Here is a 14,355-nt window from a genome sequence, read left to right on the forward strand (position 1 = left end):
AAAGCCCCCGCATCTCACGATGCGGGGGCTTTTTGTTCAGCGAGGCATCAAGCCGGTTGCAACACCGACTGGCCACTCAGCGCCAGGTCCAGCAACTCACGGTTGGCCACCGCGTACATGGCGTAGTCCGTGCCCACTGCGGCACGAATTTCCACCATCATGGCGCGCCAGCGATCCGCCATGTCCTGATGCTGCTCAAGCCACAGGGCCACGCGGGCTTCCATGTCTTGTGGCGCATCGGCCATTTGCAGGACCGAAATGGTGATCGCCCGTTGCTGCCAGTCCACGTCATCGCGGAAGGCTTCGCGGGCCTGGGCCTGCCAGTTGTTGGCAACCGGCAGATCACTGATCTGCTGCAGGTACCATGGCAAGTCCAGGGCGCTGCCCACGGCGAAGTAAGCCTTGGCCACTTCGGCGGCGTCATGCCCGGTCACGTCGGCGGCTTCGATGATCGGCAGCAAGGTGTACAGGTGGGTAGTACCCGCAACCATGCGTGCCAACAACTCCGGTACGCCGGCCTGGGTGTAGGCCTGGTAGCGGTTCTGCCAGCCTTCGCGGGTCGGGCCTTCCAGCAGTTCGTCGAGCTTGAGGCCCAGCGCCGCCAGGTGCGGACCGAAGTGCGCGGTGTCGCGCCCGGCGTCTTGCTCGTTGCGACGGCTGCGCAGGAACCAGCGCGTAGCGCGACGGCCCAGGCGCATCAACTCGTCCATCAGCTCCAGTTGCACGTCAGCGGAAACCTGGTGGTCCAGGGCTTCAATCTGACGGAACCAGTGCGGGAGATGGAAGATGTCCCGCACGATCACATAAGCGCCCGCCACGTTCGCCGGGCTCATGCCGGTCGACTCTTTGAGTCGCTGTACGAAGGTGATGCCCATGTGGTTGACCAGATCGTTGGCGATCTGGGTGCTGACGATCTCGCGCTTCAGACGATGGCGACGCATGGCTTCGCCGAACTTGGCCACCAGGCTCGGAGGGAACGCGGTCTCCATGTCACGGGTCAGGTACTCGTCATCCGGTACCAGCGACTTGAGCAATGCTTCCTTGAGGTCGATCTTGCTGTACGAGATCAGCACCGACAGCTCCGGACGGGTCAGGCCCTTGCCGCTGGAGGCGCGCTCGGTGAGCTGCTCCTCGGTCGGCAGGTACTCGATGGCGCGGTCCAGCTTGCCACGGCCTTCCAGGTCGCTCATCAGGCGCTTGTACTCGGCAGCGCGCTCGTAAGCCTTGCGCGCAGCCAGGGACAGGGCCTGGGTCTGCTTGTAGTTGTTGCCCAACACCAGGTTGCCGACTTCGTCGGTCATGCTCGCCAGCAGTTGGTTGCGCTGCTTGTCGGTCATGTCACCGGCCTGCACCACTTCGTTGAGCAGGATCTTGATGTTCACTTCGTGGTCGGAGCAATCCACGCCACCGGCGTTGTCGATGAAGTCGGTGTTGGAACCGCCGCCATTGAGGCCGAACTCCACCCGGCCCAGCTGGGTCATGCCGAGGTTACCGCCCTCGCCCACTACCTTGCAGCGCAGCTCGTTGCCGTTGACGCGCAGTGCGTCGTTGGCCTTGTCGCCCACATCGGCATGGCTCTCGGTGCTGGCCTTGACGTAGGTACCGATACCGCCGTTCCACAACAGGTCCACCGGCGCCTTGAGCAAGGCGTTGAGCAGTTCGGTCGGGGTCAGCTTGTCGGCCTGGATGTCGAAGCGTTCTTTCATCTGTGGCGAGATGGCAATGCTTTTCGCGCTGCGCGAGAAGATACCGCCACCTTCAGACATGATGCTGGTGTCGTAGTCGGTCCAGGCCGAACGCGGCAGTTCGAACAAACGCTTGCGCTCGACGAAGCTGGTGGCCGGGTTCGGGTTCGGGTCAACGAAGATATGCAGGTGGTTGAACGCTGCGACCAGTTGCAGTTTGTCCGACATCAACAAGCCGTTACCGAACACGTCACCGGCCATATCGCCGACACCTACCACAGTAATGCTGTCTTCCTGCACGTTGATGCCGCGCTCACGGAAGTGACGCTGTACACCGACCCATGCGCCCTTGGCGGTGATGCCCATTTTCTTGTGGTCGTAACCGGCCGAACCACCGGAAGCGAACGCATCGCCCAGCCAGAAGCCGTAGTCGATGGCAATGCCATTGGCGATGTCGGAGAAGGTCGCAGTGCCCTTGTCCGCCGCTACCACCAGGTACGGGTCATCGTCGTCATGACGCACGACGTTGGCCGGCGGCACCAGCGCGCCGTCTTTCAGGTTGTCGGTGATGTCCAGCAGGCCGGAAATGAAGATGCGGTAGCAGGCGATGCCTTCGGCCGCGATCTCGTCCCGGCTGCCGCCCAATGGCAGGCGACGCGGCAGGAAGCCGCCCTTGGCGCCCACCGGCACGATCACCGAGTTCTTCACTTGCTGGGCTTTTACCAGGCCAAGCACTTCGGTGCGGAAGTCTTCTTCACGGTCCGACCAGCGCAGGCCGCCACGGGCCACGTTGCCAAAGCGCAGGTGCACGCCTTCGACCCGTGGCGAGTACACGAAGATTTCAAACTTCGGCACTGGCTTGGGCAGCTCGGGGATAGCACGCGGGTCGAACTTGAAGCTGAAGTACGACTTGTTCTGGCCGTTGGCATCGGTCTGGTAGAAGTTGGTACGCAGGGTGGCCTTGATCAGGTCCAGGTAGCGACGCAGGATGCGGTCTTCGTTGAGCACCTGAACGTCGTCCAGGGCGCTGAGGATCGCTTGCTCCAGGCGTTGCTGCTTGTCTTCCAGATCGTCGGCAGTGAGCTTGCGCGCCAGGTAGAAGCGGGTCTTGAACAACCGGGTCAACTCGCGGGCGATGTCGGTGTGGTTGTTCAGGGTGCTGGCGATGTAACCCAGGTCGAAGCCCAGGCGAATCTGCTTCAGGTAACGGGCATAGGCACGCAGCAGCGCCACGTCGCGCCATGGCAGGCCGGCGGTGAGGACCAGGCGGTTGAACGCATCGTTCTCGGCGTCGCCATGCACGATATGCACGAACGCATCCTGCAGGGTGTCGTTGAGCTGCTGGATATCCAGGTTCACGCCTTCGGCGGCGATGAACGCAAAGTCATGGATCCAGAACTCACGGCCATTGGCATGGCGCAGGCGATACGGGAACTCGCCCAGCACACGCAGGCCGAGGTTTTCCAGGATCGGCAGTACGTCGGACAGCGCCAGCGGGGTGTCAGCGTGGTAGAGCTTGCAATGCAGCTCACGCTGACCGGAGACCTGGCCCAGCGGCTGATAGAAGCTCATCACCAGCGGGTTGGCTTCGGTCAGGCTGTTGAGGTGCTGCATGTCGACCACAGCCGAATGCGCAGCGAAACGCTCGCGGTAGCCGGCCGGGAAGCCCTTAGGGAAATCCGCCAGCACGTTGGTGCCCTGGGCTTCGCCGAAGCTTTCCACGACCAGACTGGCGTAGTCGTCCTGCCAGCTGCGGCAGGCCTGCACCACTTCTTTTTCCAGTTGCAGCGGGTCGATGTCCAGGCGGTTCTTCGGGTCAACTCGCAGAATCAGTTGCACACGGGCAAGGACGGACTCGGAGAAGAAGGTCCAGAACTCGCAGTCCGAGGCCTTCAGACGGTCCATCAGCACTTGCTGGATCTTCTGGCGTACTTCGGTGGAGTAGATGTCGCGTGGCACGTACGCCAGGCAGTAGCAGAAACGACCATAGGGGTCTTTGCGCAGGAACACGCGGATCTTGTTGCGTTCCTGGATCTGCACAATCGACATCACGGTGCTGAACAGCTCGTCGACCGGAGTCTGGAACAGGTCGTCACGGGGCAGTACTTCCACCACCTGGGCAAGCTCTTTACCCAGGTGCGCCTTGGCCTGGAAACCCGAACGACGTTCGATTTCCGCGACCTTGCGACGGATGTAAGGGATCACCCGCACGCTTTCGCCGTACACCGAGGAGGTGTACAGGCCCATGAAACGGTGTTCCTTGATGACCTTGCCGTCGGCGCTGATCTCGCGGATCGACACGTAGTCCGGGTAAGCCGGACGGTGCACGCGGCTTGGGTGGGCGGCCTTGGCGAACGACAGTACGGTCGGCTCGCGCAGGTAGGCCACGGCGTAGTCTTCGATGCGCAGGTCTTCGGCGGTAAGGCCGGCGCGCAGCAGCTTGGTCAGACCGAGGAAGGAGCTGGCGTCATATTCGATATGACCGCCGTCCGCCTCGTCACGTACCACGAACTCCTCGTAGCCCAGGAAGGTGAAATGGTTGCCCACCAGCCATTCGAGGAAGTTCTTGATTTCGGCTTTTTCTTCGCCGTCGATGGCGAACGCGCTGGCGTCGATACCGGCCAGCAGGTCCTGGACCTTGGCTTTCATCGGTTCGAAATCGGCCACAGCCACGCGTACTTCACCCAGCACCTGCTCAAGCTCTTTGCTCAGCACGTTCAGTTCGGCGGCGTTGGCGCAGCGGTCGATCTCCAGGTACATCAGCGATTCTTGCAGGATGCCTTCGCCCTGGGTGCCCTTGGGCAGGATTTCCAGCAGCTCGCCCTTGCTGCCACGACGCACGCTGAGCACGGTGGTTTGCAGGGTATGGATGCTGTAGCCCCGGCGGTTCAGCTCGGTGCGTACCGAGTCGACCAGAAACGGCAGGTCATGGTGCAGCACTTCGACCGCGGTGTGGGTCGATTGCCAGCCATGACGTTCGTAATCGGGGTTGTAGACCCGCACTTGCGGTTGGGTGTGATCAAAGCGCTCAAGCAGGCGCCAGGCAGACAGGGTGCAACCGGCCAGGTCGGAAAGGCGACGCTGGGTCAGTTCGTCCAGGGAAATGATGCCGAAGAATTGTTCAGCGAACAGCGCCACTTGTGGCAGTGCCTGTTCACTGAGGTGCTGCGCCAGTGCCGCTTGCAGTTGATGCTGGAAGTCGGCCTTGCTGGCTGCGGTGAAGAACGCCATCTGTGGTACTCCGCTTGGGCTTGTTATTGATGAAAGCGTCGCGTGTTATCCCCTTGCGGGGAGACCGTCAGCTCTGTTCGCTGGTGTGCTGACAAGCACCATAAACGAATCAGGGTGACAGGTGGGTGAAGCTGGACAGGACAGTCAGGTCACATACAACTTCCATACGGCATGCCGTTGGCCAGATGACGATACGACGGGCAGGTCAGGCGCCTGGCACAGGGCACATCCGTTGCGCAGCTTAACGAGTGTAGGAAGAACGCTGCTTGCGACGCTGCGACATATTCGGTCATCGGTAAGCAGGGTGTCGGTTGCAACTTGGGCAACCCCGGATTTTCGGTAGAAAATCTTGCTACTTTGCACACCATCAGTACCAGAAATGACCGATCCGGCCCGTGAGGTCATGCCTGACTTCCGACACAGGATGAAGCACAAAATTCGCCGCAGTGGCACAATTGCCCTCCCCTACACAGGATTGCCCCATGCTGCAGCTGAAAACCGACGCCCTGATGGCCACCCCGTGCGACGACGAAGAAGACAACATGGCCATGCTTTGCTGTCACGGCAAGAACGGCGAAATGTTCATGCTCACCCGTTACCCGGATGAAGACGAAGTGGAGCTGACCTGGGACTACGAACCTTCGACCCTGGATGGGCTGAAAGTGACGTTGGGCGAGACCACCTTATTGATCGAACTGGCGGCCGGCGATGCCGATGCCCTGGGCGGCAAGGACCAGTTGGAGATCACCCACGGCACCGCCGCGTCAGACATGGCCGAAGTGCAGGAAACCCTGCAGAACATCCTCACAGGCACCGGCACGTTCGTTCGGACTTGAAACCGGTCTTTTGAATGCACCGAAGACCCCATGTGGGAGCTGGCTTGCCTGCGATGCAGGCGGTGGGGTCTTTCAGCCAGACCGAGTTGAGGCCATCGCAGGCAAGCCAGCTCCCACAGTGACCGTGCTTTACCTGCCCAGACGCTTACTATCCCATGGGTTTTGCTAAAAATACCCATCAAGCCGTTAGTCGCCACACCCCGCGATGCATTAAAGTAAACGCCCCAGGCCCGGTGTTCTGTCACGACACCCAGGCTCATCTTTCCAGGAACCGTCATCGATGGAACATCGTGAAGCGCTGCTTGCGCTGCGAACCTTTCTTTCTACGCAGATTCTCGGCCAGGAAAAACTCATCGATCGCCTGTTGATCGCCCTGCTCGCTGACGGCCACATGCTGGTCGAAGGCGCGCCGGGGCTGGCCAAGACCAAGGCGATCAAGGAGTTGGCCGAAGGGATCGAAGCGCAGTTCCATCGTATCCAGTTCACCCCCGACCTGTTGCCCGCCGATATCACCGGCACCGAGATCTATCGTCCGGAAACCGGCAGCTTCGTATTCCAGCAGGGGCCGATCTTCCATAACCTGGTGCTCGCAGACGAAATCAACCGTGCCCCGGCCAAGGTGCAGTCGGCCTTGCTCGAAGCCATGGCCGAGCGCCAGGTCAGCGTGGGCCGCAGCACTTACGAGTTGTCGCCGCTGTTTTTAGTGATGGCCACGCAAAACCCCATCGAGCAGGAAGGCACCTACCCGCTGCCCGAAGCGCAGCTCGACCGGTTCCTGATGCACGTCAAGATCGGCTTCCCGGACGCCGCCGTCGAGCGCCGCATCCTGCAGCAAGCTCGTGGCGAAGCATTGAATGGCGAAACCAAGCCCGAGCGGCGCGTCAGCCAACAGGCGATCTTTGCCGCCCGCAAGGAAATCCTCGGCCTGTACATGGCCGATGCCGTGGAGGAATACCTGGTGCAACTGGTGATGGCCACGCGCACCCCTGCGAAGTTCGACCCGGAAATGGCCGAGTGGATCGCCTATGGCGCCAGCCCGCGTGGTTCCATCGCCCTGGACCGCTGCGCCCGCGCCCATGCCTGGCTGGCCGGTCGCGATTTTGTCAGCCCGGAAGATATCCAGGCGGTCTTGTTCGACGTGCTGCGTCACCGCATCATCCTGTCGTTCGAGGCCGAGGCCGCCGGTGTCGATCAGGACCGCGTGGTGCAACGCATTCTCGACGTCGTTGCCGTCGCTTGAAGTCGATGAACGCAAGCGATGGCATCCGCGTAACCCTCAGTGAATTGATTGAGATGCGCCACCGCGTGCGTGAGGTGCAGTTGTTCTCCACGCCCGGCCAGCGTAGCCCGCTGGTGGGCCTGCATCACTCCAAGCTGCGCGGGCGTGGCGTCGATTTCGACCAGGTGCGCGTGTACCAGGCCGGCGACGACGTGCGCACCATCGACTGGCGCGTGACGGCGCGTACCCAGGAACCGCACACCAAGCTGTTCCACGAAGAGCGCGAGCGACCGATTTTCATCATGGTCGAGCAAAGTTGCCGGCTGTTTTTCGGCTCGGGGCAAATGTTCAAGTCGGTGCTTGCCGCCCAGGCCGCCAGCCTGATCGGTTGGGCCGCCCTGGGCCATAACGACCGGGTGGGCGGGCTGGTGTTCGGCGACAGCGAGCACTACGAGATCAAGCCACGGCGCAGCAAGCAGAGCCTGTTGCAACTGCTCAACCGGCTGGTGCGGGTCAACCAGAGCCTGAACACCGAGCGTCAACCGGAAGCGGATGCCCTGGGCATGGCCTTGCGCCGTGGTCGCGAGGTGCTGCGCCCGGGCAGCCTGGTGGTGGTGATCTGTGATGAGCGCGCCCTCACCGAAGGCGCCGAGCAACAGCTGAGTCTGTTGGCGCGCCATTGCGACCTGCTGTTGTTGCCAATCTCTGACCCGTTGGACCACGCCCTGCCCGCCGCCGGGCTGCTGCGTTTCGCGCAAAGGGGCGCGCAACTGGAATTGGACACGCTGAATATCGACCTGCGCCAGGCCTACAAGGCTCAAGCCGAAGCGCGTATCGCCCGCTGGGAACTGCTCGCGCAGAAACTGCGGCTGTTGTTGATGCCCTTGAGCACCCAGAGTGAAATGGTCGAGCAACTGCGCGAATATCTCAACCCGCAACGCCCGGTTAAAAAACCATGAGCAGCCTGGACCAACTGCAACCGCTGATCGCCCCGCCCGCCATTGGCTTCTGGCCACCGGCACCGGGCTGGTGGCTGTTGCTGCTGGTGATCCCACTGCTCGGTTGGGGCTTGTGGTGGCTGCGCCGTTTCCTGCCGGCCCGCCGCCCTGTGGCCCGCGCCGAACAACCACTGGACCCGTTGCGTATCGCCGCCCTGGCCGAGTTGGCGTTGATGCCCAAGCCCTACGACGGAGCGCCTGCGGGCGCCTGGCTGCAGCAACTCAACGGCCTGCTCAAGCGCCTGTGCCGTAACGACTACCCTTATAGCCAGAGCCATACCCTCAACGGGCGCAAATGGCTGGCCTTCCTGGACAACCGCTGCCCTGCCGCCGGCCTGACGCGCTGGATGGTGTTGGTGGAAGGCGCCTACAAACCCGAATGCAAGCTCGACGACAAAGCCATCGCCGGCCTCACCCAAGCCGTCGACACCTGGATTCGCAAACATGTTTGAGTTCGCCTGGCCGTGGATCTTCGCCCTGTTGCCACTGCCCTGGGTCATGCGCCTGGTGCTGCCCGTGGCCGACAGCGGCGAACCGGCGCTGAAAGTCAGCTACCTCAGCGACCTCGAAGGCCTGGCCCGCCGCCGTGCCCGCGTCAACCTGCCCGGCTGGCGCCAGCAAGCCCCATTCGTGGTGCTGTGGTTGCTGCTGTTGACCGCCGCCGCCCGCCCGCAATGGCTGGGCGAACCCTTGCCGATTGCTGCCAGCGGTCGGGATTTGCTGGTGGCGGTGGATGTGTCCGGCTCCATGGATTTTCCCGATATGCATTGGCAGGACGAGGACGTCAGCCGCCTGGCCCTGGTCAAGCACCTGCTGGGAGACTTTCTGGAGGAGCGTGAAGGTGATCGCGTGGGCCTGATCCTGTTCGGTAGCCAAGCCTACCTGCAAGCGCCCCTGACCTTTGACCGCCGCACCGTGCGCACCTGGCTGGATGAAGCGCGCATCGGCATTGCTGGCAAGAACACCGCCATCGGCGACGCCATCGGCCTGGCCATAAAACGCCTGCGCCAGCGCCCGGCGCAAAGCCGTGTGCTGATCCTGGTCACCGACGGCGCCAACAACGCCGGGCAGATCGACCCGTTGACCGCCGCGCGCCTGGCGGCCGAGGAAGGCGTGAAAATCTACCCCATCGGCATCGGCGCCGACCCCGAGCAAACCGGCTCCCTGGGCATCCTAGGCGTAAACCCGAGCCTGGACCTCGACGAACCGGCGCTCAAGGCACTGGCCGAGACCACCGGCGGCCAGTATTTCCGCGCCCGAGACGGCGAGGAACTGCTGAAGATCAAGGACACCCTCGACACCCTCGAGCCCGTGGAACAACAACCCACCCAGGCCCGCCCGGCCCAGGCGCTGTACAGCGGCCCATTGGCCTTGGCGTTGGTGTTGAGCCTGTTGCTGGTGATCCAGGAACGCTGGCCGAACAACGCTTTGCAACGCGGCTTCAATAGGCTATCGAGCAGGAGCATTTTTTTGCAGCAACACCCTGAATGGCGCCAGCGTCTGCAGCGCCTGCGTTTGCGGAGGCGTCGATGATCGCGCTGTGGCCGCACTGGTTGCACCCCTGGTGGCTGTTGTTGCTGCCCCTGCTTGGCTGGTTGCTGTGGCAGTTGTGGCATCGGCAAAAGCGCGCCGGGCGCTGGCAGATGATCCTGCCGCCGGCGTTCCATGCCGAGTTGCTCAGCGGTGGCAATGGCCGCGAGAGTAAATCGCCGTGGGTGGTGCTCGGCATCGCCTGGCTGTTGGCCGTGCTCGCGTTATTGGGCCCCAGTTGGCAACGGGTTGAACAGGCCAGCCAGAAACCTTCCGACCCCTTGGTGGTGCTGCTGGAACTGACCCCGGAAATGCTCGCCACCGACAGCCCGCCCAACCGCCTGGAACAGGCACGGCGCAAGCTGTATGACTTACTGCAAGCGCGCACCGATGCGCAAACAGCCATCATCGTGTATGCCGGCAGCGCCCATACCCTGGTGCCGCTGTCCGATGACCTGGCCACCAGCCGCAACCTGTTGGAAGCCCTGCGCCCGTCGATCATGCCCGAGCCCGGCCATCGTGCCGATCTTGCCGTGGAAAAAGCCCTGGGCCTGCTCAAGCAAGGCGGTCTCGGCCAGGGGCGCCTGCTGCTGATCGGTTCCTCATTGTCCAAACAAGAGCGCCAAGGCATCCGCCTGCAACTGCAAAGTGCCCAGGCTCCAACGTTGTCGATCCTCGGCATCGGCAGTCGCGAAGGTACGCCGGTGACTCAGGAGAGCGGCGAGTTCCTCAAGGACGACCAGGGCGCGATCCTGGTGCCGCGCCTCGACAGCCCGACCCTCAAGGCGTTCGCCAGCGAAATGGGTGGCCGCTACCGTGCGGCGCGCCTGGATGACAAGGACCTGCGCCAACTCGGCATGCTCGACAGCGCCCAAGCCCTGCGCGACGACGGCCAACGGCTGCGCCTGGACAGCTGGGCCGATCAGGGTTACTGGCTGCTCTTGCCGTTGTTGCTGCTGGCCGCGTGCGCCGGGCGTCGCGGCTGGCTGTTCTGCCTGCCCTTGCTGCTGATGGGCGCGCCGCAACCCAGCTACGCCTTTGGGCTGCAGGACCTGTGGCTGCGCCCCGACCAACAAGGCCAGTACCTGCTCAAGCACAAACGCCCGGCCGAAGCCGCAGAACACTTCCAGGACCCGCAATGGCAAGGCGTGGCGCTGTATGAAGCCGGCAATTACGCCGAGGCCATCAAGCGGTTTGCCCAAGGCAGCGACGCCTATTCCCACTACAACCGCGGCAATGCCCTGGCCAAGGCCGGTGAACTTGAAGCGGCCCTTGATGCGTATGAACAAGCCCTGGAAGCCCAGCCCGATTTGCAGCCGGCGTTAAAAAACAAAGCCCTGGTTGAAGCGCTGATGCAGGAGCAAACGCAGCCCGAGCCGGACCCGCCTGCAAAAAACGCAGATGACGAAACCGCCCAACCCGGCCAAACTGCGCAACCGGGCACCAACGCACAAACGGCCCAGGGCGGCGAGCAATCGTCCCACGGCCAGGGCGAAGCCGGCACGGGTGAGACTCAGCCCAACGCCCCGCCACAGGCCGGCGGCAATGAAGTGCCAGGCAGCGAACTGGGTGACGAGCAAACCACCACGCCGCCACTGCGTCCTGCCGACACGCGCCTGGAAGGCGAGCGCCGCCAAGCACTGGAGCAATGGTTGCAGGAGATCCCGGACAACCCCGGCGAGCTGTTGCGCCGCAAATTCTGGTACGAACAGCAACAACATCAGGACACCACTCGATGAGCCGCCGCACCACCCTTTTGCTCCTGCTCGCGTTGTCGGCAGGCCACGCCCAGGCGGCGGACCTGGTCGCCAGCGTAGACCGCAGCCGCCTCAACTCCGGGGAAACGGTGGAGCTGACGGTGCAATCCAGTGATGTGACCCAGTTTGGCAAACCGGACCTGTCGCCCCTGGACGCGCAGTTCGAAGTCAGCGGCACCCGCCAGATCAACCAACTCACCACGCTGGACGGCGACAACCACGCCACCACCCGTTGGATCATCACCCTGCTGCCCAAGGTGAACGGCAACGTGGTGATCCCGCCACTGCAGGTGGGCGCGCTCAAGACCCAGCCGATCACCCTGCAAGTGGTGGAAAGCGCCAGCCAGAACACCAGCGCCGAACTGGCCCCGGTGTTCATCGAAGCCAGCCTCGACCAGACCAGCGTGTACGTCCAGGCCCAGGCCCTGTTGACCGTACGCGTGTACCACTCGGTGTCGCTGTATGACGACAGCAGCCTCACGCCCTTGCAGATACCGGATGCACGTGTCGAACAACTGGGCGAATCACGCACCTATGAAAAGGTCATCAACAGCATCCGCCATGGCGTGATCGAAACCCGCTACGCCCTCTACCCGCAACACAGTGGCGCGGTGGTGATTCCGGCGCAGACCTTCAGCGCCACCCTGGTGGAATCGCGCCCACCCCAGGAAAACACCCTGCAGGGCACCAAGCCGGGCAAGATGATTCACGTCAGCTCCGCGCCCCTGCCCTTGACGGTCAAACCCAAACCGGACGCCTACCCCGCCGACGCCCCCTGGCTGCCCGCGCGCAGCCTGACCTTGAGCGAAGGCTGGAACCCCACGCCGGACCACGTGCAAGTCGGCGATTCCCTGACCCGCAGCCTTACCGTGGAGGCCGAAGGCCTGTCCAGCGCACAGCTGCCGGCGCTGCCCGGCACCGAGGTCAACGGCCTGCGCCGCTACCCCGACCAACCAGTGATGGCTAACCGTACCAGCGACCGCGGCCTGACCGGCAGCCGTGAAGGCCGCGAAGCCCTGGTGCCGACCCGCGCCGGCGAGCTGGAACTGCCCGCCGTGGAAGTGGTGTGGTGGAACACCCACGAAGATCATCTGGAACGCACCAGCCTGCCGGCGCGCACCGTGCAAGTGGCGGTGAACCCCAGCCTGGTGGTGGACACCCCGGCGACACCGACCATCATCACCGCCCCCGACGATGACCGCCTGTGGCTGTGGCAACTGAGCACACTGATACTGGCCTGCACCACCCTGCTGGGCTTTGGCCTGTGGTGGCGCGCACGCCGGCAACCGGCGGTACAACGCGCCGCGCAAACCGGCCCCAGCCCACGCACGCTGCTCGACGACCTCAAGCGCGCCACCCAGGCCAACGACCCTCATGCTACCCGCCAGGCCCTCGACGCCTGGGCACGGCAACAGCCGGAAACGCTGGCCGACATGGCCGCGCGGTTTGTGCCGCTGTCCGATGCCCTGGATGGGTTGAATGGCGCGTTGTATAGCGAAAGCGGCCAATACTGGTTGGGTGATGACCTGTGGCGAGCGATCAAGGCCATTCCTGCGGCCGAACGCGAGCAAGACCCGGCCACCGACACCACCAGCTTGCCGCCGCTCTACCCCAAGTAACCCCCGAGCCTGCTCGTTCCCACGCTCTGCGTGGGAATGCCGCCCCGGACGCTCCGCGTCCAGGTTTCACGCCCTGTGCAATGGTGACGCAGAGCGTCACGGGATGCATTACCACGCAGAGCGTGGGAACGATCAATCGAGGTAAACGAGAACGAGAGAGTCAGCGGCAAGCCAAACTTTGGAGAGGGATTTACTTAGGGTAAAGTCGGACGATTCCGGGTATTTCGTCGTATAAGTCTGATAGGCCTGCGACGTCCGGCACAGTGCTTCGGGCGGCTACTTCTAGCTGCGTGCTTGGCGGGCCGCTGCACGGACGCCTGCCTGCACTTAGTGATTACGACGCGGCACCTTCCATTCCCGATGGGGGAACTTGTACAGATAGTTCAGGTTATCCATATCGAACCGGCCATCCTCCTTGCCGGGGCCACCGAAGAAGCTGATGCCGATATCCAGCTTGCGCAGCAGTTTGGGGCGTGAGAGTAGCTCCCTGGCCGCGTGATGGGCCTCGGGTGAGAACGTCCTGTCGGTGGCGATCAGGCCGGCGGCCTCTTTCAACTCATTGAAGTTCACATAGCTGTCTGTCGCCCCTGCGGCGAATTCGCGGAAGTGATCGCGGATCACCCCTATTAGTTGCCGGTCACTCACGCTTGCGTACGGGCGCAGGTCCGGGGCGCTGGCCTGGGTTTGAGCGCTTCGTGCCTGACGATGGTTAGCTTGGGTTGAGCGACTGTCAGCATCCAGCTGATCTGGTAGAGCGGTGAAAGCGCTAGTCGAAGGTGGTTTTACTGAAAATGACATGGTGGGCCTCTGATTCATTCAGGGATTGATTGAAAAATCCACCTTATGGGTGGTCGTCACTCAACCTGCCGTTCCATTCATCACCGCCCGTTCGACATGCATTGTTAAAGGCCAGCAATCCATATCCCTTTAATTTGCAGGACGTTTCCTAGACAATCCTTTGGCCTTGCGCCTGCTCAACCCACTGGCTAGCCTTCGCTTCGTCGCTGCCTATCAGCGATCGGGTGTGAGATCCCGTTATTAGCAGGCGCAATGCGCTACAACCGTCAATGGCGGCTGTGTGCGGGCAGACTTCGGTCTGGCCGGGTCCTGTTTTCCGGTATCTCACCCCGCACATAGCTGCCACCTTTTGACGTGTGAGATCGGCAAAAGAATGGCTCCCAAACCAAGCAGGAGCTTCACCCATGAGCAAAATCGTCCCCGACCCACCCTTCCCCATTTTCGTCGCCCACGAAGACCTGAGCTTCGAAGACGCCATCGCCAGCATCTCCTCGCTACTGCGCTGCGCCGCCACCACCGCCACCGAAACCGCCGAAGGCCTTAAAGGCACCCGACGCGACATGGCCTGTTCCACCGCTCACCTGATCGACATGGCCCGCACCCTCGCCGACCGTGCGCTGGATTGCCTGCAACCCAACCCCACTAACACCCCATGACCCCTGTGTAGGAGCGAGCTTGCTCG

The 14,355-nt window shown here is 62.8% G+C and carries 10 protein-coding genes; 8 read left to right on the top strand and 2 right to left on the bottom strand.

Annotated elements, in window-relative coordinates; translation table 11 throughout:
- Positions 1-47: 47 nt before the first annotated feature.
- The gene (locus tag AC1RAC_RS01995; RefSeq protein ID WP_054897965.1) at positions 48-4,916 is read right to left on the bottom strand and encodes an NAD-glutamate dehydrogenase; all 4,869 of its coding nucleotides are present in this window, start codon (positions 4,914-4,916) and stop codon (positions 48-50) included.
- Between the two features lie 482 nt (positions 4,917-5,398).
- On the opposite strand from AC1RAC_RS01995, the gene AC1RAC_RS02000 reads away from it, so the two are divergent.
- The 7 genes from AC1RAC_RS02000 (at position 5,399) to AC1RAC_RS02030 (ending at position 12,875) form a co-directional block, all read left to right on the top strand.
- Positions 5,399-5,752, top strand: coding sequence for a hypothetical protein (locus AC1RAC_RS02000; protein ID WP_492616077.1), 354 nt, complete (start codon positions 5,399-5,401; stop codon positions 5,750-5,752).
- A 280-nt stretch (positions 5,753-6,032) separates the two neighbouring features.
- Positions 6,033-6,992, top strand: coding sequence for an AAA family ATPase (locus AC1RAC_RS02005; protein ID WP_020301524.1), 960 nt, complete (start codon positions 6,033-6,035; stop codon positions 6,990-6,992).
- A gap of 5 nt (positions 6,993-6,997) precedes the next feature.
- The gene (locus AC1RAC_RS02010) at positions 6,998-7,930 is read left to right on the top strand and encodes a DUF58 domain-containing protein (protein ID WP_044273431.1); all 933 of its coding nucleotides are present in this window, start codon (positions 6,998-7,000) and stop codon (positions 7,928-7,930) included.
- Positions 7,927-8,421 (top strand): DUF4381 domain-containing protein, encoded by a 495-nt coding sequence (locus AC1RAC_RS02015; RefSeq protein WP_003190798.1) that lies wholly within the window; start codon positions 7,927-7,929, stop codon positions 8,419-8,421. Before AC1RAC_RS02010 ends, AC1RAC_RS02015 begins: the two co-directional genes overlap by 4 nt.
- A complete protein-coding gene (locus tag AC1RAC_RS02020) occupies positions 8,414-9,502 on the top strand; it encodes a vWA domain-containing protein (protein WP_236282341.1) in 1,089 nt (362 codons plus the stop codon). The genes AC1RAC_RS02015 and AC1RAC_RS02020 overlap by 8 nt, the downstream gene beginning before the upstream one ends.
- The gene (locus tag AC1RAC_RS02025) at positions 9,499-11,238 is read left to right on the top strand and encodes a tetratricopeptide repeat protein (protein WP_197900528.1); all 1,740 of its coding nucleotides are present in this window, start codon (positions 9,499-9,501) and stop codon (positions 11,236-11,238) included. Before AC1RAC_RS02020 ends, AC1RAC_RS02025 begins: the two co-directional genes overlap by 4 nt.
- Positions 11,235-12,875, top strand: a complete 1,641-nt coding sequence (locus AC1RAC_RS02030) for a BatD family protein (protein WP_492616078.1) — start codon at positions 11,235-11,237, stop codon at positions 12,873-12,875. Before AC1RAC_RS02025 ends, AC1RAC_RS02030 begins: the two co-directional genes overlap by 4 nt.
- 327 nt (positions 12,876-13,202) lie before the next feature.
- On the opposite strand, the gene AC1RAC_RS02035 is transcribed toward AC1RAC_RS02030, so the two are convergent.
- Entirely contained in the window at positions 13,203-13,520 is a 318-nt protein-coding gene (locus AC1RAC_RS02035) for a hypothetical protein (RefSeq protein ID WP_236455219.1), read from the bottom strand.
- Positions 13,521-14,077: 557 nt separating this feature from the next.
- Here AC1RAC_RS02035 and AC1RAC_RS02040 point away from each other — a divergent pair.
- On the top strand, positions 14,078-14,329 hold the full coding sequence (locus tag AC1RAC_RS02040; protein WP_094774614.1) for a DUF6124 family protein: 252 nt from the start codon (positions 14,078-14,080) through the stop codon (positions 14,327-14,329).
- Positions 14,330-14,355: the final 26 nt, after the last annotated feature.

The sequence above is a fragment of the Pseudomonas sp. GW823-FHT02F05 genome, from assembly GCF_058797315.1.